The 23658-nt window shown below is 47.0% G+C and carries 23 protein-coding genes; 22 read left to right on the top strand and 1 reads right to left on the bottom strand.

Annotation, left to right across the window (positions count from 1 at the left end):
* Window positions 1-87 precede the first annotated feature (87 nt).
* A complete protein-coding gene (locus KE531_18685; protein ID MBR9955624.1) occupies window positions 88-1137 on the bottom strand; it encodes a hypothetical protein in 1050 nt (349 codons plus the stop codon).
* 475 nt (window positions 1138-1612) lie between these two features.
* On the opposite strand from KE531_18685, the gene KE531_18680 reads away from it, so the two are divergent.
* The 22 genes from KE531_18680 (at window position 1613) to KE531_18575 (ending at window position 23655) form a co-directional block, all read left to right on the top strand.
* The gene (locus KE531_18680; protein ID MBR9955623.1) at window positions 1613-2308 is read left to right on the top strand and encodes a sigma-70 family RNA polymerase sigma factor; all 696 of its coding nucleotides are present in this window, start codon (window positions 1613-1615) and stop codon (window positions 2306-2308) included.
* Window positions 2301-2537 (top strand): hypothetical protein, encoded by a 237-nt coding sequence (locus tag KE531_18675; protein MBR9955622.1) that lies wholly within the window; start codon window positions 2301-2303, stop codon window positions 2535-2537. The genes KE531_18680 and KE531_18675 overlap by 8 nt, the downstream gene beginning before the upstream one ends.
* 462 nt (window positions 2538-2999) lie before the next feature.
* A complete protein-coding gene (locus KE531_18670; protein MBR9955621.1) occupies window positions 3000-3152 on the top strand; it encodes a hypothetical protein in 153 nt (50 codons plus the stop codon).
* A 20-nt stretch (window positions 3153-3172) separates the two neighbouring features.
* The gene (locus KE531_18665; protein MBR9955620.1) at window positions 3173-4084 is read left to right on the top strand and encodes a replication initiator protein A; all 912 of its coding nucleotides are present in this window, start codon (window positions 3173-3175) and stop codon (window positions 4082-4084) included.
* Between the two features lie 81 nt (window positions 4085-4165).
* Window positions 4166-4666, top strand: a complete 501-nt coding sequence (locus tag KE531_18660) for a PcfB family protein (protein ID MBR9955619.1) — start codon at window positions 4166-4168, stop codon at window positions 4664-4666.
* A gap of 23 nt (window positions 4667-4689) precedes the next feature.
* Window positions 4690-5757, top strand: a complete 1068-nt coding sequence (locus tag KE531_18655; protein ID MBR9955618.1) for a type IV secretory system conjugative DNA transfer family protein — start codon at window positions 4690-4692, stop codon at window positions 5755-5757.
* Window positions 5758-5839: 82 nt separating this feature from the next.
* Window positions 5840-7702, top strand: coding sequence for a recombinase family protein (locus tag KE531_18650; protein ID MBR9955617.1), 1863 nt, complete (start codon window positions 5840-5842; stop codon window positions 7700-7702).
* Between the two features lie 320 nt (window positions 7703-8022).
* Window positions 8023-9252 (top strand): serine/arginine repetitive matrix protein 2, encoded by a 1230-nt coding sequence (locus KE531_18645; protein ID MBR9955616.1) that lies wholly within the window; start codon window positions 8023-8025, stop codon window positions 9250-9252.
* Between the two features lie 2 nt (window positions 9253-9254).
* Complete coding sequence (locus KE531_18640; GenBank protein ID MBR9955615.1) at window positions 9255-9890, top strand: DNA primase; 636 nt, start codon at window positions 9255-9257, stop codon at window positions 9888-9890.
* A 16-nt stretch (window positions 9891-9906) separates the two neighbouring features.
* Window positions 9907-11127: a virulence-associated protein E gene (locus KE531_18635; protein ID MBR9955614.1), complete on the top strand. Its 1221-nt coding sequence runs from the start codon at window positions 9907-9909 to the stop codon at window positions 11125-11127.
* Between the two features lie 273 nt (window positions 11128-11400).
* Window positions 11401-11565, top strand: coding sequence for a transposon-encoded TnpW family protein (locus KE531_18630; protein MBR9955613.1), 165 nt, complete (start codon window positions 11401-11403; stop codon window positions 11563-11565).
* Between the two features lie 149 nt (window positions 11566-11714).
* Window positions 11715-12614, top strand: coding sequence for an aminoglycoside O-phosphotransferase APH(2'')-IIa (aph(2'')-IIa, locus tag KE531_18625; GenBank protein MBR9955612.1), 900 nt, complete (start codon window positions 11715-11717; stop codon window positions 12612-12614).
* A gap of 43 nt (window positions 12615-12657) precedes the next feature.
* Complete coding sequence (aac(6')-Im, locus tag KE531_18620; GenBank protein ID MBR9955611.1) at window positions 12658-13194, top strand: aminoglycoside N-acetyltransferase AAC(6')-Im; 537 nt, start codon at window positions 12658-12660, stop codon at window positions 13192-13194.
* Window positions 13195-13309: 115 nt separating this feature from the next.
* On the top strand, window positions 13310-14104 hold the full coding sequence (locus tag KE531_18615; protein ID MBR9955610.1) for a histidinol phosphate phosphatase: 795 nt from the start codon (window positions 13310-13312) through the stop codon (window positions 14102-14104).
* 213 nt (window positions 14105-14317) lie between these two features.
* On the top strand, window positions 14318-15130 hold the full coding sequence (locus KE531_18610) for a TraM recognition domain-containing protein (protein ID MBR9955609.1): 813 nt from the start codon (window positions 14318-14320) through the stop codon (window positions 15128-15130).
* A gap of 26 nt (window positions 15131-15156) precedes the next feature.
* On the top strand, window positions 15157-15828 hold the full coding sequence (locus KE531_18605) for a hypothetical protein (GenBank protein ID MBR9955608.1): 672 nt from the start codon (window positions 15157-15159) through the stop codon (window positions 15826-15828).
* A gap of 255 nt (window positions 15829-16083) precedes the next feature.
* Entirely contained in the window at window positions 16084-16296 is a 213-nt protein-coding gene (locus KE531_18600) for a Maff2 family protein (protein ID MBR9955607.1), read from the top strand.
* Window positions 16297-16316: 20 nt separating this feature from the next.
* A complete protein-coding gene (locus KE531_18595) occupies window positions 16317-17189 on the top strand; it encodes a hypothetical protein (protein ID MBR9955606.1) in 873 nt (290 codons plus the stop codon).
* Between the two features lie 83 nt (window positions 17190-17272).
* Window positions 17273-17674: a PrgI family protein gene (locus KE531_18590; GenBank protein MBR9955605.1), complete on the top strand. Its 402-nt coding sequence runs from the start codon at window positions 17273-17275 to the stop codon at window positions 17672-17674.
* A complete protein-coding gene (locus KE531_18585) occupies window positions 17577-20048 on the top strand; it encodes a conjugal transfer protein TraE (GenBank protein MBR9955604.1) in 2472 nt (823 codons plus the stop codon). The genes KE531_18590 and KE531_18585 overlap by 98 nt, the downstream gene beginning before the upstream one ends.
* Before the next feature lie 213 nt (window positions 20049-20261).
* Window positions 20262-20669 carry a hypothetical protein gene (locus KE531_18580; protein ID MBR9955603.1) on the top strand — a complete coding sequence of 136 codons (408 nt, stop codon included), beginning with the start codon at window positions 20262-20264 and terminating at the stop codon, window positions 20667-20669.
* 31 nt (window positions 20670-20700) lie between these two features.
* On the top strand, window positions 20701-23655 hold the full coding sequence (locus KE531_18575) for a C40 family peptidase (GenBank protein MBR9955602.1): 2955 nt from the start codon (window positions 20701-20703) through the stop codon (window positions 23653-23655).
* Window positions 23656-23658: the final 3 nt, after the last annotated feature.

Genomic DNA, 23658 nt, shown 5'->3' with positions numbered 1-23658 from the left:
CTCAACATGGTCTGCCTGGATGGTAGCTGGGTCTGTCGGGACGGGCGATTATAGGGCGGTTACTTTCTATCTGCTCCGGCTTTTTATTTAATCTTTCCTTTTAGCTTTTTGAAGAAAATTCTTGCTAAATGCGGCATACGCTTCAACATCTTCGTATGCAATCCGTTTTGGGGAAAGAGAAGCGTCCTTTAGTAGGAGCATTGCTTTAATCACGTCCACTTCATCCATGTGAGGATTAGATGTGCTGAGAATCTGTGTTTCATTAATGGTATACATTGGTTGTTTCTCATGTTCCAGTATGTAACCAAATGCCTGAAAGAAAGATTCGATTAAGGGCTCCTTGGAACGAAGTTGATTGACTTTTTCTTGGGATATGCAGAAGGAAGGCGACACTTCGGCTAAGAGGCCAGAGACATATGAAGTATCTGCCTCATCTATAGGAAGTGCAAATAGAACAAAATTCATGAATAATACTGGATTGTCTCGAAGCGATGAAGGAGTTAGAGCAATCCCCCTGCGGAAATAGAGTCCATGTGAGCGAAAGTGTTGCCAATTGAAATATAAAAAATAGAAATCACCCGTTTCATTTGTAAGTAGCAAAAAGATTGTTGAATGTCGTGCGTCAACATAGGGAGTTCCATACAAGACGCGTGGATCAGTATAAGGTTTGCCTTCGACAGAAGTAGGTCGTCCGTGGTAGTGCATAGTAGCTGTTGCTTGAGCGTTCTTTTGGGCGATTTCCAGATCAAAGCGTATTAGTTCAGGGCTTTTATGGTTTGGCGAATAAAAGAAGCCGTGAAATTCTCCAAAATATTTTGGATCATCAAGAACAGTGAAATTGCCAGAAGCAAGAAAGTTTCCGTTGCTTTGGTATGTTGTATCCTTGGTTCCTGGACGGGATAGTATCATGGCGGTATCTAAGTGAAGATATCGGCAGATAGCAATTACGGTAGTTAAATCGATTGCATCTTTACTTTGATCTAGAACATTACGGACTGTACCATAGTTTACCTCAATGTCATTGGATTCGTTAATTGCGTCAGTTAGTTGATTTATATTGAGCTTTGACCGGTTAAGAGCATCATTCAGGCGTTGTTTAATCGCTTGGATTTGTTCGTGCTTATTAGATTTTTGCATGAGCCATCACTCCTTTATCTTATTATACACGCGTCTTTGAGTTACGTAAAGATAGATTTGCATTGCAAATATTAGCCTTTAAGAAACAAAAAAATAATTGTGCATCTTGGAGACGTGATTGTGCCCGTCGCTTGGAGACTTCCCAAGTAAGCCCAGCTATAATTGAGATAACAAGAGTTTGTTTCTAGACCAGCTTGTTAAAGCAGCAGAAAACGTCTGAGATGTGAAGGGGGATGGTTCCTATGATGATTTAAGGCTCCGTTTGGAGCAACATCGGACAAGTCATTTTACAAATACGAACAGCGCATCTCTTTACATAGAGAAAAACACCGCTGGCATAAGGCAGCAAGAGGAGTTCTTAGGCTCCCGTTAAAAAAAACGGGCGCGCCTGAGATCATTCTTGCTGCCTTTCTTCGTTTGCGATCAACGTAAGCACCAGGCCGCCCGTGCCGCAAGGCAGGAAGGATGGTCTTTTATGCTTACACTGAAAAATCTGAAGTCTATGGTAGAGAATGTACCCAGCAAGAAGGCTGCTGTGCCGGGCATCCGGCAGTTGGAGGAATCCGATGCAAGAATCCTTGTCCGGGAGATGATTTCGGATATGCTGATCACGGTTTATCAGAACGGGTATGTGGCTTGCCGCAGAGGTCGGGAATCAACCGTGTTCCGGCTCCATGACTGTGGCGGCTATACATACTGGGGTGCATTGGAAGAAAATGAAGAAACTGTGGCTCAAGATGTTTTCGAGAACGAAAACTGGTATACCCGCCTGTATCTGGAAGCAGAAGATCGCCTGAACGCCAACTATGAACGGAAACAGCGTCACCACCAGATTTCGCTGGATGGCCTATATGCTGACCGTTGCAGCAATATGGGCGATTTCACCTGGGACGGTCTGACCGACCTGATCGAGCGGGAGGATGTGAGGCAGGTTAAGAAGTTCCTTGGTCACATGACGCCGAAGCAGCGGCATGTAATCATCCTCTATTTTATCGAGCAGAGAGGCACGAAGGACATCGCGTCCGAACTTGGCGTTTCCTACCAGGCGGTCAGCGACATGATTAAGAAAGCCATCACCCGTGTGCGCCGGAGAGAAGGAATCAACGCAGTTGGCATCCCGCGTGGGGTCTATAACCGCTGCGCCAGGAAGTGGGGTGAGGAGGATGACTAACAACATGAAGCCTGCGAATGCGGAAAAACTGGTGGACACCAGTAGCATCCAGGTCGATCCGAGCCTGCCCTATGAGGAGCGGGTCAAATCCTATCTCAGCCAGATCGGTAATCCCTACCGCTACCTGGATCACAGCTTTACCGTTACCTGTACGTTTGCCGGGGTATGCTCGCTTGAGAACTGCCTGACCAGTTACCTCAGTGAAAAGTACGGGATGCAGAAAGCCTGATATTCTTTTATCCAGCTTGCCGCCTGTGAGTGAAATCATCACTTGCAGGCGGCTTTTTTTCATTTGGCAGCGGATATAGGCGTCTAAAAGCTCTTTTGCAAGTTTTCAAATTATCTGACGCAGATAGCTTGAAAAACTCCATTAAAGAATCCGAGAAGTGAAGGGAAAGGCGTTAAGCCATTCCCTTCACAGTACCTTGACAACTGAATAGCCTGCCCAGATAGATACCTGGCACTGAATGTGCATTCTGCGTGTCTTGCCAGGAAAATACGTCGCGGGAATCGGGATAGGAACGGGTCTGGGATGAGCACAGGCAAACACTCAAATGTTAACTACTGACAACAGTAGATACCATGTGGCGGGGCGGTTCATTTTGCCGGCCCCGCCATATGAATGTGCCGTTGTCATTCCGGCGGAAGTGCCTGCCGGAGACTGCTATGACACAAAATCAAAGGAAGGGATGTGAGCGATATGCTGAAATGGATGATCGGCCTGGCGGTTCTGCTGCTGGTGTTGGTCATGTTTTGCTGTGTCCGCGCTGCGACACTGGCGGACGGCCAGATGAAACAGATCATGCAGGGCAGAAAAAAGAGGGAGGACCAGGATTATGAGTAACATGGAATTTTGGCGATAAAATGGATCGCGTAAGAAAACTGCCGGATTTGCCCTATTTCTATGGCGCAGGTGCAGAGCAGTTTGCGTTTTACCGCATCCCGAAGGCTTTCTTTACAGAGCCAGCGTTGTGCGAAATCTCCCTGGAAGCCAAACTCCTGTATGGCCTGATGCTGGACAGGCTTGCCCTCTCGGCCAGGAATGGCTGGGTGGATGAGGAAAACCGTGTGTTTATCTACTACACGGTGGACAGCATTATGGAAGATTTGAACTGCGGCAACAAGAAGGCGGTGAAGCTGCTCAATGAACTGGACAGTGAATATGGCCTGATTGAGCGCAAACGCCAGGGACAGGGCAAACCGACGCGCATCTATGTGAAGAACTTTTCAACACTGCTCCAGAACCGACATTTCCAGAAGTGTCAAAATGACACTTCTAAAAGTGTTAAAACGACATCTCTAGATATGTCAGAACGACACTCTAATAAGACTAATATAAATAATACTGAGTTTAACAAGATCAATCCTATCTATCCGCCGGAAGGCGACGATGGATATGATGGATTGGATGAGTACAAACAGTATCGGGATTATTTTTTGGATCAGTTGGAGTTTGATGTTCTGTTGGCCAACCACCCATATGATGGAGAGGTGCTCAACGAAATTCTGGAGCTGCTTGTGGAGACGGTCTGCTCCAAGCGACAGTATCTTCATGTCTGCGGCGAGGACAAGCCCGCTGAAGTGGTAAAAAGCCGTCTGATGAAATTGACCAGCGACCATATTGAGTACGTTTTAGATTGTCTCAAATCAAACACCACGGCGATCAAAAACATCAAACGCTACTTACTGGCTACCCTGTACAATGCGCCGGTTACCATCAGCAGCTATTACAGCGCCCTTGTCAACCATGATCTCTACGGCAGAAGAGAGGAATAGTAGTCAAGGTCATATCATGAGTTTGCAGCTTTTATTCAGGTAAACAGGAAAAATTCCCGGAACGAGGAGGTGATAAACCAAATGCAGGAGGAAACCACGGAAAAAACCATCTCTCTTTGTATCAAGGGGGCAAAGGTTACAGAGGGCGTTCTGAAGGCGGTGCTTAAAAAGCTGGTTTCGGAAATGAATCAGCAGAAATCGTCGATCAGACGGTGCAGCTCGGTCACCCGGCGGGGCAAGCAGAGCCTGAAACAGATGATGAAGGAGGGAAGTCAGCTTACCAACATTGAGATTACGGACAACAATATCAAATCCTTTGAGCGCGTGGCCCGAAAATACGGCGTTGACTACAGCCTGAAAAAAGACAGTTTCACATCCCCGCCCCGGTATCTGGTCTTTTTCCGCGCCAGGGATGTGGATGTTATGACCGCTGCCTTTAAGGAGTATGCGGGCATCTCGGCGGAAAAGGAGAAAAAGCCGAAGATGTCCATCCGCAAGAAACTTCAGATTGCCAAAGACCGCGTCGCGAAGCACCGTGAACGCGAAAAATCTCACAAGAAAGAGAGGGGACAGGAACGATGAGCAGGAAAATCAGGCGGGGGGCTATGCCGGCTCGCAAGCCGCGTAAAAAAGCACCCTCCAACCAGACCGGGGGCAGCGCCTGGGGGCAGAAACTGGCATCCGCTGTCCGGGAAAAGTTACAGGGCGTTCAGGTCAAAAAGCTGCTTCCCAAACTTATCCCATTTGCGATTGTGTTCTATCTGATCGACAAAAGCGCATGGCTGTACCGTCACTGTACAGGGGATTCTGCTATTACCCGGCTGATGGTTCTGCTTCAGAACTTTGGCCTGGCGTTCCAAAATCCGCTACCCAGTATCCACCTGATGGACATGGGAGCCGGCGTGATCGCCGCAGCCGCATTTTATGCGATCCTTTACTTCCGGCATAAAAACGCCAAAAAATACCGTCCCGGTGAGGAATACGGCTCCGCCCGATGGGGCGGGCCGAAGGACATTGAGCCGTACATTGCCCCAGTGTTTGAGAATAACATCATCCTGACCCAGACGGAACGACTGACCATGAGCAGCCGCCCGAAGAATCCGAAATACGCCAGGAACAAAAACGTGATTGTGATCGGTGGTTCCGGTTCCGGCAAGACGCGCTTCTATGTGAAGCCGAATTTGATGCAGATGCCGAAAAACGTGTCCTATGTGGTCACGGACCCGAAAGGCACCATCATCATCGAGTGCGGGAAAATGCTGGTCAATGAGGGGTATGTGGTAAAAGTCCTGAATACCATCAACTTCCGTAAATCCATGCACTATAACCCCTTCCACTATATCCGCAGTGAGAAGGATATTCTCAAACTGGTCAACACCATCATTGCCAACACCAAGGGGGAGGGTGAAAAATCTTCCGAGGATTTCTGGATCAAGGCAGAGCGGCTGCTGTATACGGCGCTCATCGGCTATATTTGGTATGAGGCCCCGGAGGAGGAGCAGAACTTCTCCACGCTGCTGGAATTCATCAATGCGTCTGAAACCCGTGAGGATGATGAATCGTTCAAAAATGCTGTAGATGAGTTGTTTGAGGAATTGGAGGCAGACAACCCGGAGCATTTTGCTGTCAGGCAGTATAAGAAATATAAACTGGCTGCCGGTGTAGTAAGTTGAAAGAGTATTTTTAGTACCTTAGATTAAAAGTTCTCTTTGAGCTTATTATTTTTGGCTCAAATACAGAGGAAAGGAGCAGAACATGAGTAGTGAAAAGATTATTGTATTATACGAGCGATTAAGCCGAGAGGATGAGAACCTTGGAGAGTCGTACAGTATATCAAATCAAAAGAAGTTGCTAGAAGATTATTGCAGAGAAAAAGGGTGGACTAGGTTCAGGCACTTCACTGATGATGGTATATCCGGTACAACCTTTGAAAGACCGTCCTTTAAGGCTATGATGGAGCTTGTGGAAGATGGAGAGGTGGAAACCATTATCCTGAAGGATATGAGTCGATTAGGACGAGATTATCTTGTTGTAGGTCAGCTCAGAGAGTTCTTCCGTAAAAAGGGAGTCCGTCTGATTGCAATTAATGATAACCATGACAGTTACAATGGAGATGACGATTTCCTTGTATTCAGGGATGTTATGAATGAAATGTATGCCAAGGATATCAGCAAAAAGATAAAATCCACATTCAAGTCCAAGGGAAAATCCGGAAAGCATGTGGCTAGTGTTACACCATACGGATATCTGAAAGATGAAAATGACGGAAATCATTGGATTGTGGATGAAGAAGCTGCTGAAATCGTGAGGCAGATATTCAAATGGACTATTGATGGGCTGGGTCCTTATCAGATAGCTACTCTTTTGCAGGAGAAGAAAGTAGAAATACCGGCAGTGCATATGGCACGCTTTGGGCAAGGGAACAATAGGCATAAGACTTTTAAAGACCCTTATGGATGGGGTTCTTCTACAGTAGTTGGGATATTGAAGAAAAGAGAATACTTAGGTCACACTGTGAATTTCAAAACGCAGAAGCACTTTAAGGATAAAAAGAGCCATTATGTATCGGAAGATAATTGGGTAATATTTGAGAATACGCAGGAGCCGATTATTGACCAGCAAACCTTTGATACAGTGCAGAAGTTACGAGCAAATGTCAGGAGATATCCGGACGGATGGGGAGAGCATCATGTTCTTACCGGACTCATGCGTTGTGCTGATTGTGGAGCGAAAATGTATGTGCATCGGACAAGCAATGGCAAGAGAATACCACAATATACATGTTCCGCTTATAGCAAGGTGCCGGTTGGTACATTATGCAATACCCAGCATAGAATTAACGAGTCGGTGGTGTTGGAGCTGATAGGGGATATGCTCAAGGCAATCTTTGAATATGCCAAGTATGACCGTAATGAATTTTTGGAAACCATAGCAACCGCACAATCAACGCAAGAGGATGCAGAGGTAAAAAGGGTTAGGGCGAGAATTACGGTGGCTAGAAATCGCTGTGAGGAGCTTGAGAAGTTAATCTGTCGTATTTATGAGGACAACATTCTTGGAAAACTGCCGGATAGCAGATATGAGGTTTTAGATAAACAGTATTCCAAGGAAAAAGCAGAGCTTGATGCAGAGCTTAAGGAATTGGAAGTGAAGCTCACTGAATACGAGAAGAGCAAAAATTCTGCAAGTAAATTTATGGCACTGATTGATAAATATGAGAAGTTTGAGGAACTGACACCGGCAATGATAAATGAATTTGTTGATAAGGTGCTGGTGCATGAAAGAGACAGAAAGGGGAGCATTCAAACCACGCAGGAGATTGAAATCTATTTTAATTTTGTTGGGCGATATGTTCCACCGGCAATGATGACAGAACCTACTCCGGAAGAACAAGCTGAAATTGACCGGATTAACAGAATTAAGGATAAGAGGCATCAGCAGTATTTACGAAGAAAAGAAAGCGGATGGCAGAGGAAGTATGAAGAGCGTGTAAAGAGCGAAAAGCGAGCAAAGATAGAAGCTATGAAAGAAGAAATTCGTAGGCAGGACAGAGAGAACGGAGTCTATGCAACAGTGGGAAGTCTTGCATTAGAGCCGAAAATCGGAACGCCGGTGTAGGATTTCGTAAAAAGCACTTGAGAGAAGTCTTGAGTGCTTTTTTCATGCTCAAATTTCCGTAGGAAATGCAGAGCAACCGAAGAAGTTGAACTGTGTTATCCGTCTTGTGGGGATGACAGATTTCAACTCCTTCGGAGCAGAGTACAGAGGTGCAACCTTTGTCGGAGTTGAGAGGCAGAGCCTTCATCAGGTCAAGGGCGGAAGCCTTGCCCAGTTTATTGTCGTTGCGACGATAAGTACTGGGTATTACTTGTCGCAAACGCAAGGGAAAAAACGGCTTCGCCTTTGAAAAACGAAAGCAGTGGAAAGGAGAAAAACGAATGAAAGCTTCAAGGCATAATGGCAGAAGCGGAAAGCATGGGGTCTATGATGTAAAGCATAATGACCGAGATTTTGATGTGGAGAACAGTGAGCATATTGACCCTGAAAGGACAAAAGAAAATGTGTATTGGGATTGCTACCAAGGTTACAGCTTTGCCGGTAGCTCCCAAGAGAGGCAGTTTACTTTTACCGAAGTTGAGCGTGCCTATTATTTTGAGCATTACTCAGACCATGTGGATGCACAGAATGAGAGAAATGAGATGGCAAGGCATCCGGAACGGAACAGAACCATTGATGATGTACTGAAAAATAATAAGACTTGTCCGGAAGAAACTGTGTTACAGCTTGGTAATATAGACGAAACGGTTTCGGCAGATGTGCTGGCTAAGGTAGTGGCAGAGTATTTTGAGGAATTTAATAAACGATATGGTTCACATGTTCACATTTTAGACTGGGCACTGCACATGGATGAGTCAACACCACATATCCATGAGAGGCATGTGTTTGATGCAAAAAATCAATATGGAGAGTTGTGTCCTCAGCAAGAGAAAGCACTGGAAGAACTGGGATTTGAACTGCCTGACCCAACAAAGAAAAAGGGGAAATACAATAACCGGAAAATCAGCTTTGATGCGGAATGCAGAAAAATGTTTTTGGATATTGCCCACAGAAACGGAGTCGAGATAGATTTCGAGCCGGTCTATGGCGGTGTCAGTTATCTTGAGAAGCAGGATTTTATTATCGAAAATCAGAAAAGACGAATTGCTGAAAATCAGGCAACATTAGATGCACTCACAATGAAGATTTCTGATTTGGAAGCCTTTGTGGAAGAGGTGGCTGAGGATGCCTATGAAAAAGCATGTGAGGTGGTATCTGAAACAGTGGCAGAGCAGACCAGAGAGGAAGATATCGAGGAGCTTCGCAAGTATAAAAAGTGGCTGACTTCGGATGAGAGAAAAACACCAAAGGATAAAAGGGATTTTGTTGGAAGATGCCTTGATAATTTGGAGAACAAGCTCAGGAGCATGGCTCAGAAGGTGGCTGATAAGGTTATGGGAGCATTGCAAAATCCACGCTTAAAGGAGCAAAAGAAAGCTGAGGTAAAGGAACATGCAAGGAAGTCGGTTCGTGCCCTTCTTGAGGCAAATAAGAGGCTTGTAGAGGAGCAGAGAGCAAATGTTACCGAAGCACCGGCACAGAAGAAATCAAGGGGAGAGGAGTTGGGATAAGCATGAATGTATTTACAGTAGTAAAGGACAATGTCACTGCAAGGCAAGTGGCTATGCAGTATGGTATTAAAATCAACCGGAGCGGGCTGGCTTGCTGTCCGTTTCATAAGGACAAGACTCCCAGTATGAAGATGGATAAGAGGTACTATTGCTTTGGTTGTGGAGATACCGGTGATGCCATTGATTTTGTTGCAAAGTATTTCGGTCTTGCACCAAAGTCAGCTGCAATGAAGATTGCATCTGACTTTGGACTAAACTATGATGCAACCAACCGAGCACCACCGAAAAAGATTGCACCAAGGAAAACACCGGAGCAGATATTGGATGAGGAACAGAGGCAGTGCTTTAGGGTTCTGTCGGACTATTATCATCTGCTAAGGAAATGGAAAACAGAATATGCACCAAAGAGCATGGATGAGGAATTGCATCCCTGCTTTGTAGAAGCTCTGCAGAATATCAGTAAAGTAGAATATCAGCTTGATACTCTTCTTGAAAAGGATATCCCTGACAGAGCTTTTGTTGTTTCTGACATTGGAAAGGGGGTGAAGTCGATTGTACGAAGAATTGAAGAGTATCGAAGAAGTCAGGGCGATACTGGAGTGCACAGAAAAGGGAGAAGTCAGGAAAACAGTCGGTAATTATCGTCTGATTTTGATGCATGACCCTAATCTGAAAGGTGCATTCCGGCTGAATATGTTTACGGACAAAATTGACATTACAAGGGATTTGGGATGGTATCGGGAGAGTGAGAGCCTTACGGATGTGGATTTGAAGTTTCTTGTTGTCTATTTTGAAAAGCATTACGGATTGTCCAATGAAAAGCGAATTGAGGATGTGATAAAGGTTGTGGCAAATGAAAACCGCTATCATCCGGTTCTTGATTATCTAAATTCCCTAACATGGGATGGCAAGGAGCGAATACGCTATGCACTGCATCATTTCTTAGGAGCAGAGGTCAGCGATTACACTTATGAGGTAATGAAGCTTTTTATGATGGGTACGATATCAAGAGTTTCCTGCCCAGGCATCAAGTTTGAATCAATGCTTTGCCTGGTAGGTGGTCAGGGAGCCGGTAAATCCACTTTTCTGCGTTTCCTTGCCATGAAGGATGATTGGTTTACGGATGACTTAAAGAAAATGGATGATGACAATGTGTACCGAAAAATACAAGCACATCTGATATTAGAGTTTCCTGAAATGGTGGCTATTCTCAATGCTAAGAATGTAGAAGATACCAAGTCCTTTATGAGTAGACAGAAGGATACCTATAAAACACCATACGACCGGCATCCGAAAGACCATAAGAGGCAGTGTGTGTTTGCCGGTTCGTCAAATTCATTGGATTTTTTGCCTATGGATAGGTCGGGAAATAGAAGATTTCTGCCTATTCTGTGTAAGTCAGATGAGGCTGAGGTTCATATCCTTGATGCTGAAAAAGCATCAAGGGAATATATAGACCAAATGTGGGCAGAAGCAATGGTAATCTATAGGAGTGGCGATTTTCAGTTGAAGCTTCCAAAGAAGATTGAGGAAGAGCTTCGGGAGTATCAGAAACAGTTTATGCAGGAAGATACCAAGAAAGAGCTTATTCTTGATTATTTGGAGCATTGCCAAGCAAATATGGTGTGTTCAAGGCAGTTGTACGCCGAAGCGTTGGGGAATGATGGAAATCCGGCACAATGGGAAATACGAGAGATTAACGACATAATGAATAACTGTAGTGATTGGATTGCCTTTAGTAATCCAAGACATTTCCCTGAGCCATATCGCCGGCAGAAAGGATGGGAGAAGCCTGACAACAAAGGTCGGGATTTTCAACCGATTACCAAGGAGCAGATGGAACAGTTATCACTACCGGCAGAGTGGATGCAGTAATAATTGCCCAGTAGGTTGTCGGCTGGTTGTCTATCCCGTTGTCAACCTCGTTGTCGGTTCTATATTCCTAAAACCCTTATATTTACTATATTTTTTAGGGGGTATATATAGTTCTGACAACGAAAGCAACGGAATATTTAAGAAAAAGTAAATTTAGGAAAAGTAACTATAAATAAAAGGAATTGAGAGTTTTTGAAGGTCGGTTGTCAGCTTCCGGTTGTCAGCTGAAAGAGGCTCTTCCTTATCAGGCAAAACAAAAAAGGAGAACACAAAATGGAGAATAGAAAATCACACACACCGGTAGCACTCAGGAAGCAGATAGGTGGCACAATGTATGTTGTGAGAGTGCATTTCAATGAAGATGCCAAGGAAACCATGAAGGACAAGATAAAGAGGCTGATTGAGAGTGATGTCAAGACAACACAACATACTGCATAGGTAAAAAAGCATGTAGAAGAATTGTATATTTCGTGATATAATTGGTGTGTTCGATGAGAGCGCAAATTTGAATTTTCAGGCTTACGGAGAACTTGAAAGTAAGCGATTATATGATGTTTCTGTTAATACCTTACGTGAGGAAAAATGAAATGATTGATTTGGACGTAGAAATATATCAGCATTTGAATGAACAGATAAAAATAAATAAACTCTGCTATTTGTCATCAGGCGATGATAGCGATACTTTTTTATGTAATGAACAATATGTTGTGAAAGTTCCAAAGCGAGATTCTGTTAGATTTGCTCAGAAACGAGAGTTTGAATTGTATCGGTTTTTAGAAAATTGTAATTTATCTTATCAGACCCCTGCGGTAGTATATCAAAGTGACCGATTTAATATTATGAAATATATTAAAGGGGAACGTATTACTTATGAGCAGTATCATAAGTTGAGTGAAAAGGAAAAGGATGCCCTTGCATATGATGAAGCTACGTTTTTGAAAGAGTTACATTCCATAGAGATTGATTGTTCTGTCAGTTTGTTTTCAGATGCTCTGGTGAATAAGAAAGATAAGTTTTTGCAAGATAAAAAATTACTTATAAGTATTCTGGAAAAGGAGCAGCTGTTAACTGATGAGATGTTGGAACATATCGAAACAATATATGAAAACATATTAAGCAATGCTGTTTTATTTAAATATACCCCTTGTTTGGTACATAATGATTTCAGTGCAAATAACATGATTTTTAGAAATAATAGACTGTTTGGAGTTATTGATTTTGGCGATTTTAATGTAGGTGACCCGGATAATGATTTTTTGTGCTTGCTGGATTGTAGTACAGATGATTTCGGGAAAGAATTTGGCAGGAAGGTATTAAAATACTATCAGCATAAGGCGCCGGAAGTAGCAGAAAGAAAAGCAGAGCTTAATGATGTGTATTGGTTGATAGACCAAATCATTTATGGTTATGAAAGAAAAGATAGGGAAATGTTGATTAAGGGTGTTTCTGAATTGCTACAGACACAAGCAGAGATGTTTATATTTTAGCAGGAAAAGATGATGTGAAATTATATCATGGAAGAGGTGAATTATGTTGGAAGAAAAGCGAGTTTCCTTTCGCCCGATGAGTGAGGATGATTTAGTTCTAATGTTAAAATGGCTGACAGATGACCGTGTTCTTGAATTTTACGACGGTAGAGATAAAAAGCATACACAGAAAACGATTCGTGAGCATTATACAGAGCAATGGGCGGATGAGATTTATCGAGTCATCATTGAATATGATACAATTCCCATCGGTTACGCACAAATATACAGAATTCAGGGGGAACTTTTCGACGAATATGATTACCATGAGACGGAAGAAAAGATTTATGCGATGGACCAATTTATCGGTGAGCCGGAATATTGGAATATGGGAATCGGTGCAGAATATTGCAGAGTAGTATGCCAATATCTACGAACGGAAATGGATGCCAATGCGGTGATTCTTGACCCACGAAAAAATAATCCACGAGCGGTACGAGCATATCAGAAGGCGGGATTTGAAATTATTAAGGAGCTTCCCGAACATGAGCTACACGAAGGGAAGAAGGAAGATTGTGTGTTGATGGAATGGAGAGCGTAATGTTAATGAATTTTAATTTCTAAGGCTGCAAACTTTCAGTAAGTCGGCGCGTTTTACGGAAAGACGAATTTGAAGTTTGCGCTCTTGTGAGTGAAACAGAAACTTGGAGGAATGAATGATGAGAGATGTACATGTACACTTTTTACATGGAAATCCCATAGGCTATAATATTGATTTTTTTGAGGGATTCATTAAAGTAGCACAAGATGCAGGGCTTGATGAAATATACATGCTTGAGCATACCCATCAGTTTACTGAGTTTGAGAGAGTATACGAACCAATAAAAGCATATAACGATTTTCAGCATAACTGGATAATAAAAAGAATGAATGGTTCGATAGATGATTACATTAGTTTTATTAAAAGAGTAAAGGCTACTAGGTATCCTGTAAAAGTGCGGTTTGGTCTTGAAGTCTGTTATATTCCTGAAACTGCTGACATTTTGACAGATATTCTTGATAAATATGATTTTGATTTTCTTACAGGAGCTGTACATTGGATTGATGGTTGGGGATTTGACCATATGGGACAAAAAGAGATTTGGGAAAGCAAGAACATAGAAGAAGTATATAAAAGATATTATGAAATTATGTTCCAGTTGTGTGAAAGTGGTTTGTTTAATGGTCTTGCTCATCCTGACTCAATCAAGTGTTTTGGTCACAAACCAAACATTGATTTAACGGAATATTATAATAAACTAGCTGTTCTGTTAAATAAGCACGGAATGTATGCTGAAAATAGTGGAGGGTTACAATTAAATTATAGTTCTGATATTGAACTTGGTTTAAATCATCAATTATTATCTATTCTGAGAAAAAATAATGTGCAAATTGAGACTGCTTCCGATGCACACAAACAAAGCGATGTTGGTGCAAATATCATGGAACTTGAAAATATGCTAAAAGATTAGTAAAGTTAGCAAATATAATATCTTTTAGCTTGTCAAAATCTAGATACAGTGGAAACTTTCAGTTTGGGCATGAGTTTGCCGGTAATCAAAAGTGAATAAAACATGACTTTATAGCCATTGTGGAGAAATCTACAGTGGCTTTTTTCATGCAATGAAATGTAGGGGGTACTAAAAAGTCCTTGACATTTCGTTTCAGGCAAGACGGCGAAATCCATCCTGATTTCCTGCGGTGCCAGGTTGGCCCCATTTGATATCCAGGAACTGCGTGACCTGATGTCCTACGATGAATTGGAGCTGGATATGCTGGGGGAGCGACGAACAGCGATGTTCGTCATTATCAGCGATACGGACGATACCTTCAATTTTGTGGTCGCCATCATGTACACCCAGCTTTTCAACCTTCTGTGTGATAAGGCGGATGATGAGCACGGCGGCCGGCTTCCGTACCATGTCCGGCTCCTGCTCGATGAGTTTGCCAATATTGGCTCAATCCCGAAATTTGATAAGTTGATTGCCACCATCCGAAGCCGTGAAATATCGGCTTCTATTATTTTGCAGTCTCAGAGCCAGCTCAAGACGATCTATAAGGACGCCGCGGAAACCATCACCGGCAACTGCGACACCATGTTGTTTTTGGGCGGCAAGGAAAGCTCGACCCTGAAGGAAATCAGCGAGACGCTGGGCAAGGAAACCATAGATTTGCTCAACACATCGGATACCCGCGGGCAGAGCCAGTCGTATGGCATGAATTATCAAAAAACCGGGAAAGAGCTGATGAGTCGAGATGAACTTTCGGTTATGGATGGAAACAAGTGCATCCTGCAACTGCGCGGCGTCCGGCCTTTCCTGAGCAATAAGTACGACATCACACAGCATAAACGATACAGGGAATTGTCCGATTATGACAAGAAAAACGCCTTTGACGTGGAACAGTATCTGAAACACACGCTGCGGATGGGCGTGGAGGAAGAATTTGAAGTCTTTGACGTGGAGGTGACACAGACTGATCTGGATCCTGCCGGTTGACGGCAGTGAAAAGGAGGAACTTCGCGATGAAACGTCCGTATCCGGTAAATTTGTTATCGGCAATCAGATTAAATGAAATCTGCGGCACAGCGATGGATTATGCCACGCTTATCGCAGACCAGCAGGCAGGGTTGGCCAATCTGCTGGATCAGCTCACCGAGCGGGAACGCTTTGTCCTGGACAAGCATTACCGCGAAGGCGCTTCCATGAAAGCGCTGGCTGACCAACACCATGTCAACGAGAACCGCATCCGGCAGATTATTCGCCATGCGGTCAAGAAATGCCAGGTGAAGGAACTGCTTCTCTATGTGGCAGACGGCTTTGCGGCCAGGACAAACGCCCTCACAGAGCAGGCCGCACAGGCGGAACGGCTTTATTGCCAGCATTTGAGCATGGAAGGAGTCCATCTCTATCGGCTGGAAGCCGGCGCATTGGATTTGCCTGTCAAGGTTTTGCACACACTGGACCGCGCCGGCGTTCACGCAATCCGCGATCTGGTGATCCTGTCCCAGTACGAAGCCGGTTTGTGCCGGATTCGTATGCTGGGGGCAGCCTCGGAGAGGCAGATCATAACGCGCCTGCAATCGGCAGGACTGTTGCCAGCGCAGTATGAAAGAATCCCTGGCTGTCCCTGCTGTATGAAACCTGACCGGGAACTTGCGGCTTTTCGCAATCTCACCCGGTTTGCCGACAACTGAAAAATCTTCATCCATCTGACCGTCTGCTTACCAGGCGGTCTTTTCTTTTGAGCAGGAGGAAGATATGACTACTATCTATCCGGCGCGGGCACCGCCTGCATACTCTGCAAACACAAAACCAGAACACCACCAATAAAAAATAAAGAAAGGGGAAATCGGAACGCGGGGCCGCTTGGCAAACAAGCGGAAATGCTGGTTTTGTGCGATGAATAACTGAAGATCTCATCCCCGACCTTATGTTCCGATAAACAAATTATGGAATTCTTTAGCTCTGCTGTTACGATTCTCCAGACCCTGGTGGTCGCCATCGGTGCCGGCCTCGGCGTGTGGGGCGTTATCAACCTGATGGAAGGTTACGGAAACGACAACCCTGGTGCAAAAAGCCAGGGTATGAAACAGCTCATGGCCGGCGGTGGCGTGATCCTCATCGGCACCCAGTTGATCCCTCTTCTGGGCGGACTGTTCTGATGATGTAAGGGGGGCAGTCCATGTTCGATAGCATTTTTGATGCAATCGAAGAATGGATGCGGGATCTCCTGACGGGTATGGTGACTTCCAACCTGACCACCATGTTCACCGATGTCAATGAAAAGACCGGCGAAATTGCCACGCAGGTGGGAATGACACCACAAGGGTGGAACAGCAGCATATACAACATGGTACAAAGCCTGTCCAATTCGGTGATCGTACCCATAGCCGGGATCATCATTACGATGGTCCTGTGCTATGAATTGATTTCCATGCTGACGGAACGGAACAACCTGCACGATGTGGATACCTGGATGTTTTTCAAGTATTTCCTCAAAATGTGGGTCGCGGTGTTTCTGGTCAGCAATACCTGGACAATCACGATGGCAGTCTTTGATGTGGGACAAAGCGTGGTCAACAGCGCCGCGGGGACAATCAGCGGCAGCACGGCCATTGATATATCGTCCTTTACATCCACCATCAGCACCACGATGGAATCGATGGAACTGGGCGAACTATTTGTCTTGATGCTGGAAACCTTCATCCTCAGCTTCTGTATGAAGGTCATGTCCGTCCTCATCATGGTGATCATGTTCGGGCGTATGATCGAGATTTACCTGTACACTTCGGTTGCACCCATTCCATTTGCCACCATGTCCAACCGGGAATGGGGACAGATGGGTACCAATTATTTCCGTGGGCTTTTCGCCCTGGCGTTTCAAGCGTTCCTGATGATGGTCTGCGTCGGCATCTATGCCGCGCTGGTCGCCTCCATTGAGCTGACCGACAATGTTCACTCGGCCCTGTTTGGGGTTGCGGCCTATACCATCATCCTGTGTTTCAGCCTGCTGAAAACCGGATCGCTCAGTAAGCAAATTTTCAACACCCACTAGACGGGAAAAACTCAAAGGAAAGGAGCGGGTTACAGGGGCGGCTCATTCCCGGCAAAAAACGTCCGCTGTTACCCAAATTGATTATGGCCTATGTAACAGTCCCCAAAGACCTGGCGAAGGTCAAAAATAAGGTGGCCTTTAACCTGACGCTGCGCCAGATCATCTGTATTGTGGTTGGCGCGGCGCTGGGGCTGCCGTTTTATTTCCTGACGCGGGACATCATCGGAACCAGCGGCGCGGCCACCGGGATGGTGCTGCTCATGCTGCCGGAATTTCTCTTTGCCATGTACGAAAAAGACGGGATGCACATGGAGAAGATTCTCCAGAATTTTATCCGGGTTCGGTTCCAGCGTCCGGCCATCCGCCGGTATGAGACGGCCAATCTGTATGAGGAGGCGGCCTATCCGTACAAGGTGCCGGAGAACAAGCCGCAAACGAAAGGAGGGCTGCACCGTGGTAAAAAAGAAAAAGTCCCGCCCCGCTAAACCGGTAAGGGCAGATGCAAAAAGCACCCGGTTTCCGCTGAAGGGTAAGGCAAAGCGGATTTCTGTCCAGGATTCCATTGCCTATAAGGAAATGGGCAAGGATGGTATCTGCCGGGTAGCCGACCATGTCTACTCCAAGACCATCCGCTTTTATGACATCAACTACCAGTTGGCCCAGAATGACGATAAAAGCGCCATCTTTGAAAACTGGTGCGACTTTCTCAATTACTTTGACAGCAGCATCCAGTTTCAGTTGTCCTTCATCAACCAAAAGAGCAGCATGAAGGAGTATGAGAAGGTCATCCAGATCGAACCACAGAACGACGCTTTCGACGATGTGCGCATGGAATACGCACAGATGCTGCACAACCAACTGGCGAAGGGGAACAATGGTCTGCTTAAATCCAAGTATATCACATTTGCCATTGAGGCTGACAATCTGGCGATGGCAAGGCCGAAACTGGAGCGCATCGAGACGGACATTCTGAGCAACTTCAAGGTCTTGGGCGTGACCGCCTATCCCCTGAATGGGGTGGAACGCTTGAAAGTCCTATATGAGACTTTGAACCCGGAAACCGAAACGCCGTTTACCTTCACCTACGACCAGGTATTGAAAACCGGCCTGGGGACGAAGGACTATATCGCGCCGACGAGTTTCCTGTTCAAATCCGGCAAGGACTTCATGATGGGCGATACCTATGGCGCAGTATCCTATCTTCAGATTCTGGCCCCGGAACTCACCGACAAAATGCTGGCCGAATTTCTGGATATTGATAAAAACCTGATCGTCACCATGCACGTTCAATCCCTGGATCAGTTGAAGGCAATCAAGCTGATTAAGAGCAAAGTGACCGACATCAACCGCATGAAGATCGAGGAACAGAAGAAAGCCGTCCGCTCCGGGTACGATATGGAAATTATTCCGTCCGACCTGGCTACCTATGGCGGTGATGCCAAGAAACTGCTGGATGATCTTCAGTCCCGCAATGAGCGGATGTTCTTAGTCACGGTGCTGTTTCTGAATACGGCCAAGACCCGGCAGGAGCTCGATAACGCTGTGTTCCAGGTGGCAGGTATTGCGCAGAAGTATAACTGCGCGCTGCGCCGGCTGGACTATATGCAGGAAGATGGCCTGATGAGCAGCCTGCCGCTGGGGTTCAACCACATCCCGATCAGGCGGGCGCTGACCACCACGGCCGCGGCCATTTTTGTTCCGTTCACCACCCAGGAACTGTTCATGGGCGGCGAATCGCTCTACTATGGCCTGAACGCCCTGTCCAACAACATCATCATGGTGGACCGCAAAAAATTGAAGAATCCCAACGGCCTGATTCTCGGAACACCCGGCTCCGGCAAATCCTTCGCGGCAAAGCGGGAAATAACCAATGCGTTTTTCGTAACGCAGGACGATATTATCATCGGAGACCCGGAAGGGGAATATTTCCCGCTGGTTCATGCGTTGGGCGGACAGGTCATCCACATTTCCGCCACCAGCCACGACTACATCAATCCGATGGACATCAACATGGACTATTCGGATGACGATAACCCGCTGGGTGTGAAGTCCGACTTCATCCTCTCCCTTTGCGAACTGATTATGGGATCGCGCAATGGGATTGAGGCGGAGGAAAAATCGGTCATTGACCGCTGCCTGCCGCTGGTGTACCAGAAATACTTTGAAAACCCGGTGCCGGAGAATATGCCGGTGCTTGGTGATTTGTATGCCTGCCTGCGCAGCCAGAAGGAGCCGCAGGCACAGCGGATTGCCACGGCGCTGGAAATCTACGTCAATGGCTCACTGAAAGTGTTCAATCACCAGACCAATGTAAAGCTGGATAACCGGATTGTCTGCTATGACATCAAGGAATTGGGCAAGCAGTTGAAAAAACTGGGGATGCTCATTATTCAGGATCAGGTGTGGAACCGTGTCACCATCAACCGTTCGGAGCACAGAGCAACGCGGTATTACATTGACGAGTTCCACCTTTTGCTGAAGGAGGAGCAGACGGCGGCCTATTCGGTAGAGATCTGGAAACGGTTCCGTAAATGGGGCGGGATTCCGACCGGCATCACCCAGAACATCAAAGATTTGCTGGCCAGCCGGGAAATCGAGAACATCATGGAAAACAGCGATTTTATCCTGATGCTCAACCAGGCGGCAGGCGACCGGCAGGTTCTTGCCAAACAGTTGAATATCAGCCCGTACCAGCTCTCCTATGTGACCAACAGCGGCGCGGGTGAGGGGCTTCTGTTCTACGGCAACACCATCATCCCGTTCAAAGATCATTTCGATAAGACGCTCAAACTCTATGCGATCATGTCCACCCGTCCAGAGGACGTCGCCGCCAGACAAGGGGCGGAATCCAAACAGTGAAGGTGGTGTCAGTACGGCCTATAACGGAATGCACCGGGTGATATGGGCGATTTTTATTTTCTCTATCACCCTGTTTACGATTCGCTTATATTTCTTGATGGGAATGTTTCCATTGAAATGGAGCGGAAAAATCAGTTGTCGGCCTCTCGGAAGCCTGTATACGCAGGTCGATGGGAGGTTTTTTCAAAAGTGAAAATGTGGAGGTTTTACTCTATGAACAAAAACAAAAAACGGAGATTTGCGCCGGGTCAAAAGATTCCCAAGACCTATGGGCGCGCAGGCAATATCTCCAAGGAAGAATCGGACGCTATGCTGGAGGAGGCGCTTGCCCAGTTGTTCTCAGCGGCACACCGTTCTGATCCTGCGGATAGGAAACGGGCTAAGCAGCCTGATAAAATCCTTGTTCCTGCACTGGAGGGAGATGGCGAGGAGGTTTTCGGCCAGATGGTGGACGATCTGCTCTGCATGGCATCTCTGGTGGATGGTCTGTACAGCATTCTGGTTTCCCTTGCCGACAGACGGGTGTGCCAGAAACTGGCGCTGAACCAGGGCGGTGAACTGCTTCGGGAAGCGGATGCAATCCTGGAAAGATGGCAGCGGTATTCGCTGCCGGAAGCGTAAGAGGAAGCTGGCGGCGAGGAGGTGAGAAATAATGCCAGGAAAACGCTATGAAGCGCAAGATAAGCGTGTCCAGAAAATGACCCGTGACGGCTTAATGGAAGAAAACCTGCATAGTGGCGAGCATAAACGGGTCAGTAAGCGGACCCAGGATGCCAGCTTGGCGAGGGATGGGGTTGAACAAAGCCGGCCTATTCGAGAAAACAGCCAGCCACAGGTGGCGGGCGGTCAGAAATGGCAGCCCCGTCCAATGGCCAAAGAGGACGCGGCCGTACCCCATGCCAATCACCGCCCACAGCCGGTACAACCCGATACCAGTCAACCGGCGGTGTCCGCTGTTCAGAGCGAGGAACATTTGTCTCCGGGCTATACCCAGGAACGTCCGACACTGACCAGTGGTGAAAGATATGCGCCGCCAACACCTGCAAGATTCACACAGGATCGGTTCCCAAACGAGGGTGCCGTGAACGCCGGCGCAGGAATTGCCAATACAAAACAGCAGGGATTGGCTCAGACACAGAGGGCTGTTAGGCAAACCGAGTATGAGGCAAGCCAGGTGCAGCCCCTGACGGGCGACGATGCGACTATGACCTTTACAACCGGTGAGTACAGCAACGCCCAACCCTTGGCACCGCAGCAAAACGTTATGCCAGACACCGTCCCACTGACAGAGCCGGTAACGGCGCAGGGACAGGTTGCCGCATCCAATTTTGCATGCGGTAGGCAGGATACAGATACGGACCAAGCACAGCCTGTTGGCGGTCAGGAAGAACAAGCGCCGCTTGAAGATGCGCAAATGAACCAAACCGATGTGCCCCATAGCAGCCCGGGCCGGTTTTCTGAACATTCTGCCAAAATGACAGATTTTCGGGAAACATCCGCAAGCCGGGCCGCTGTGCAGACAGCGGCTGAGATACGGCACAACCGTCAGAAAAAACAGGTGCAGTCCGGTTATCACCGGTATCATGCGGAAAATCACACGGCGGATCAGCTCCAGGAATCTGGTGCTGATGCAGATCAAGGCAGGCCGCCGGAGCCGGTTGCGGATGCTGCGGCAAAAGCGCAGGACACAGCGGTTGACATCAACGCTGTTGTTGACATAGAAGAAGGTAGAGGTGCCGGTGCCGCCGTACCGACACAGCGACCAGAGCCTGGCCCGGCTGCGGAGGCAAGGGCCGGTGCGCCTACTTTCTCAGCATCCGAATCCACAACACCCCCAAGGGCCAGAGCAAAAGCAAGCTCGTATCAATCGGCTTTTCGACAGGATGATTCCGAACCGGATGGCAGGTCAAGAAGCACTTTTGACGATGGTACGCATAAGAACAATCCGAAAAGCGCCAGAGAAGGCCAACAGCAGCAAAAAAGGCAGTGGCAGGACAAGCAGGATTCTCAGGAGAAAGCTGGGACATCCAAGAAAAAATCCAGCCGCTTGTCCTTTGACGATGAGGAAAACGGGATGGTTCGCGGTGCCGGCATGGGTATTGGCCGCAAGGCTGCTTCTGCTGTCGCTGGTGCGGTGGCTGGCTACGTCCACACCAAAGTTCACAGTGTTGAGCGGGAAAACAGCGCGGTGGAGGGCGCGCACAAGGCCGAGATTCTAGGCGAGAGCGGCATCCATAAGGTGGTGAACCGGGTCAGTCAACATCGTAAGGATCAAAAGTCAAAACGACACAAAGAAATTAACTCTGCCAGGAAGGATAAACGGCTGCATTTTACCCCTACGGAATCGGCTGCCGCCACCGGCGAAAAAGCGGCGCAGGCAGCCACAGCAAAGAATGCAGCGAAGGATGCACAGGGTAAGACATCCATCCTGAACCGCTTTTGGCAGAAAAAACGGTATAAGGAAGCCTACGCCGCCGCCAGAAATGGAAAAACGGCGGCCGGTGCTGCCGCAAAAGCTACGCAGACAGCGGGAAGTAAGGCCAAGGCGACCATTCAGACCTTCTTCCGCAAAAACAAAGGCATTTTTATTGGGGCCGGCATCATTGCGCTGTTTGTGCTGATTTTCGGTGCCATCCTGTCGAGTTGTACCGCCATGATGCAGGGGACGCAGAACACCTTCATTTCTTCCACCTATCCCAGCCAGGATGCGGACATCTATGCCGCTGAAAATGCGTATTTGGCGCTAGAAGAAGAACTCAACGAGCAGATCAACAACATGGAATCGACCCATCCCGGTTACGATGAGTACAACTATCAGATTGATGAAATCTCGCACAACCCGTATCAACTGATTTCCTATCTGACGGCCAAGTATGAGGAATTTACCTATGCCCAGGTGGCCGGTGAGGTGGAGAGCCTGTTCACCCAGCAATATGAGCTGATTGTCGATGAGGTCATTGAAATCCGCACCCGCACCGTGACTGATCCGGAGACGGGGGAAGAGACAGAGGAGGAGTATGAATACCGCATTTTAAACATTACCCTGATCAACCACGGGTTTGATTCCGTCGCCCGCGGCAATATGGACGGCGACCAGTCCGGCCGCTATACCTTATATAATACGACCTATGGCAACAGAAATTATCTGTTCGATACGGCCACGCTGCCAACCTATACGGGAGACGAAGGCGGGTTCGGTTATGAAATTCCAGCAGAAGCCCTGACGGATGAGAGCTTTGCCCGGATGATTGCCGAAGCGGAAAAGTATCTTGGATTTCCTTATGTCTGGGGCGGCAGTTCGCCCTCCACCAGTTTTGACTGTTCTGGTTTTGTGTGTTGGGTCATCAATAACTGCGGCAACGGATGGAATGTGGGGCGGACAACGGCTAATGGCCTGCGCTCCCATTGCGCGTATGTCTCGCCAGAGGAAGCAAAGCCGGGCGACCTGATCTTTTTCCAGGGTACCTACAACACAACCGGCGCATCCCATGTGGGCATCTATGTGGGCAACGGGATGATGATTCATTGTGGAGATCCGGTGCAGTACACAAGCGTTCAAACTTCCTACTGGCAGAGCCATTTCCTTGCCTACGGCAGAATTCAATGAGTA

Source organism: Eubacteriaceae bacterium Marseille-Q4139 (assembly GCA_018223415.1).
Classification (GTDB): Bacteria; Bacillota; Clostridia; order Lachnospirales; family Lachnospiraceae; genus CABSIM01.
This window is presented reverse-complemented; position numbering and strand designations above follow the sequence as displayed.

Coding starts and splice junctions, on each gene's coding strand:
- KE531_18685 (MBR9955624.1), bottom strand. CDS start 1,137: ATGCAAAAATCTAATAAGCACGAACAAATCCAAGCGATTAAACAACGC.
- KE531_18680 (MBR9955623.1), top strand. CDS start 1,613: ATGCTTACACTGAAAAATCTGAAGTCTATGGTAGAGAATGTACCCAGC.
- KE531_18675 (MBR9955622.1), top strand. CDS start 2,301: ATGACTAACAACATGAAGCCTGCGAATGCGGAAAAACTGGTGGACACC.
- KE531_18665 (MBR9955620.1), top strand. CDS start 3,173: ATGGATCGCGTAAGAAAACTGCCGGATTTGCCCTATTTCTATGGCGCA.
- KE531_18660 (MBR9955619.1), top strand. CDS start 4,166: ATGCAGGAGGAAACCACGGAAAAAACCATCTCTCTTTGTATCAAGGGG.
- KE531_18655 (MBR9955618.1), top strand. CDS start 4,690: ATGCCGGCTCGCAAGCCGCGTAAAAAAGCACCCTCCAACCAGACCGGG.
- KE531_18650 (MBR9955617.1), top strand. CDS start 5,840: ATGAGTAGTGAAAAGATTATTGTATTATACGAGCGATTAAGCCGAGAG.
- KE531_18645 (MBR9955616.1), top strand. CDS start 8,023: ATGAAAGCTTCAAGGCATAATGGCAGAAGCGGAAAGCATGGGGTCTAT.
- KE531_18640 (MBR9955615.1), top strand. CDS start 9,255: ATGAATGTATTTACAGTAGTAAAGGACAATGTCACTGCAAGGCAAGTG.
- KE531_18635 (MBR9955614.1), top strand. CDS start 9,907: ATGCATGACCCTAATCTGAAAGGTGCATTCCGGCTGAATATGTTTACG.
- KE531_18630 (MBR9955613.1), top strand. CDS start 11,401: ATGGAGAATAGAAAATCACACACACCGGTAGCACTCAGGAAGCAGATA.
- KE531_18615 (MBR9955610.1), top strand. CDS start 13,310: ATGATGAGAGATGTACATGTACACTTTTTACATGGAAATCCCATAGGC.
- KE531_18605 (MBR9955608.1), top strand. CDS start 15,157: ATGAAACGTCCGTATCCGGTAAATTTGTTATCGGCAATCAGATTAAAT.
- KE531_18600 (MBR9955607.1), top strand. CDS start 16,084: ATGGAATTCTTTAGCTCTGCTGTTACGATTCTCCAGACCCTGGTGGTC.
- KE531_18595 (MBR9955606.1), top strand. CDS start 16,317: ATGTTCGATAGCATTTTTGATGCAATCGAAGAATGGATGCGGGATCTC.
- KE531_18590 (MBR9955605.1), top strand. CDS start 17,273: ATGGCCTATGTAACAGTCCCCAAAGACCTGGCGAAGGTCAAAAATAAG.
- KE531_18585 (MBR9955604.1), top strand. CDS start 17,577: ATGAGGAGGCGGCCTATCCGTACAAGGTGCCGGAGAACAAGCCGCAAA.
- KE531_18580 (MBR9955603.1), top strand. CDS start 20,262: ATGAACAAAAACAAAAAACGGAGATTTGCGCCGGGTCAAAAGATTCCC.
- KE531_18575 (MBR9955602.1), top strand. CDS start 20,701: ATGCCAGGAAAACGCTATGAAGCGCAAGATAAGCGTGTCCAGAAAATG.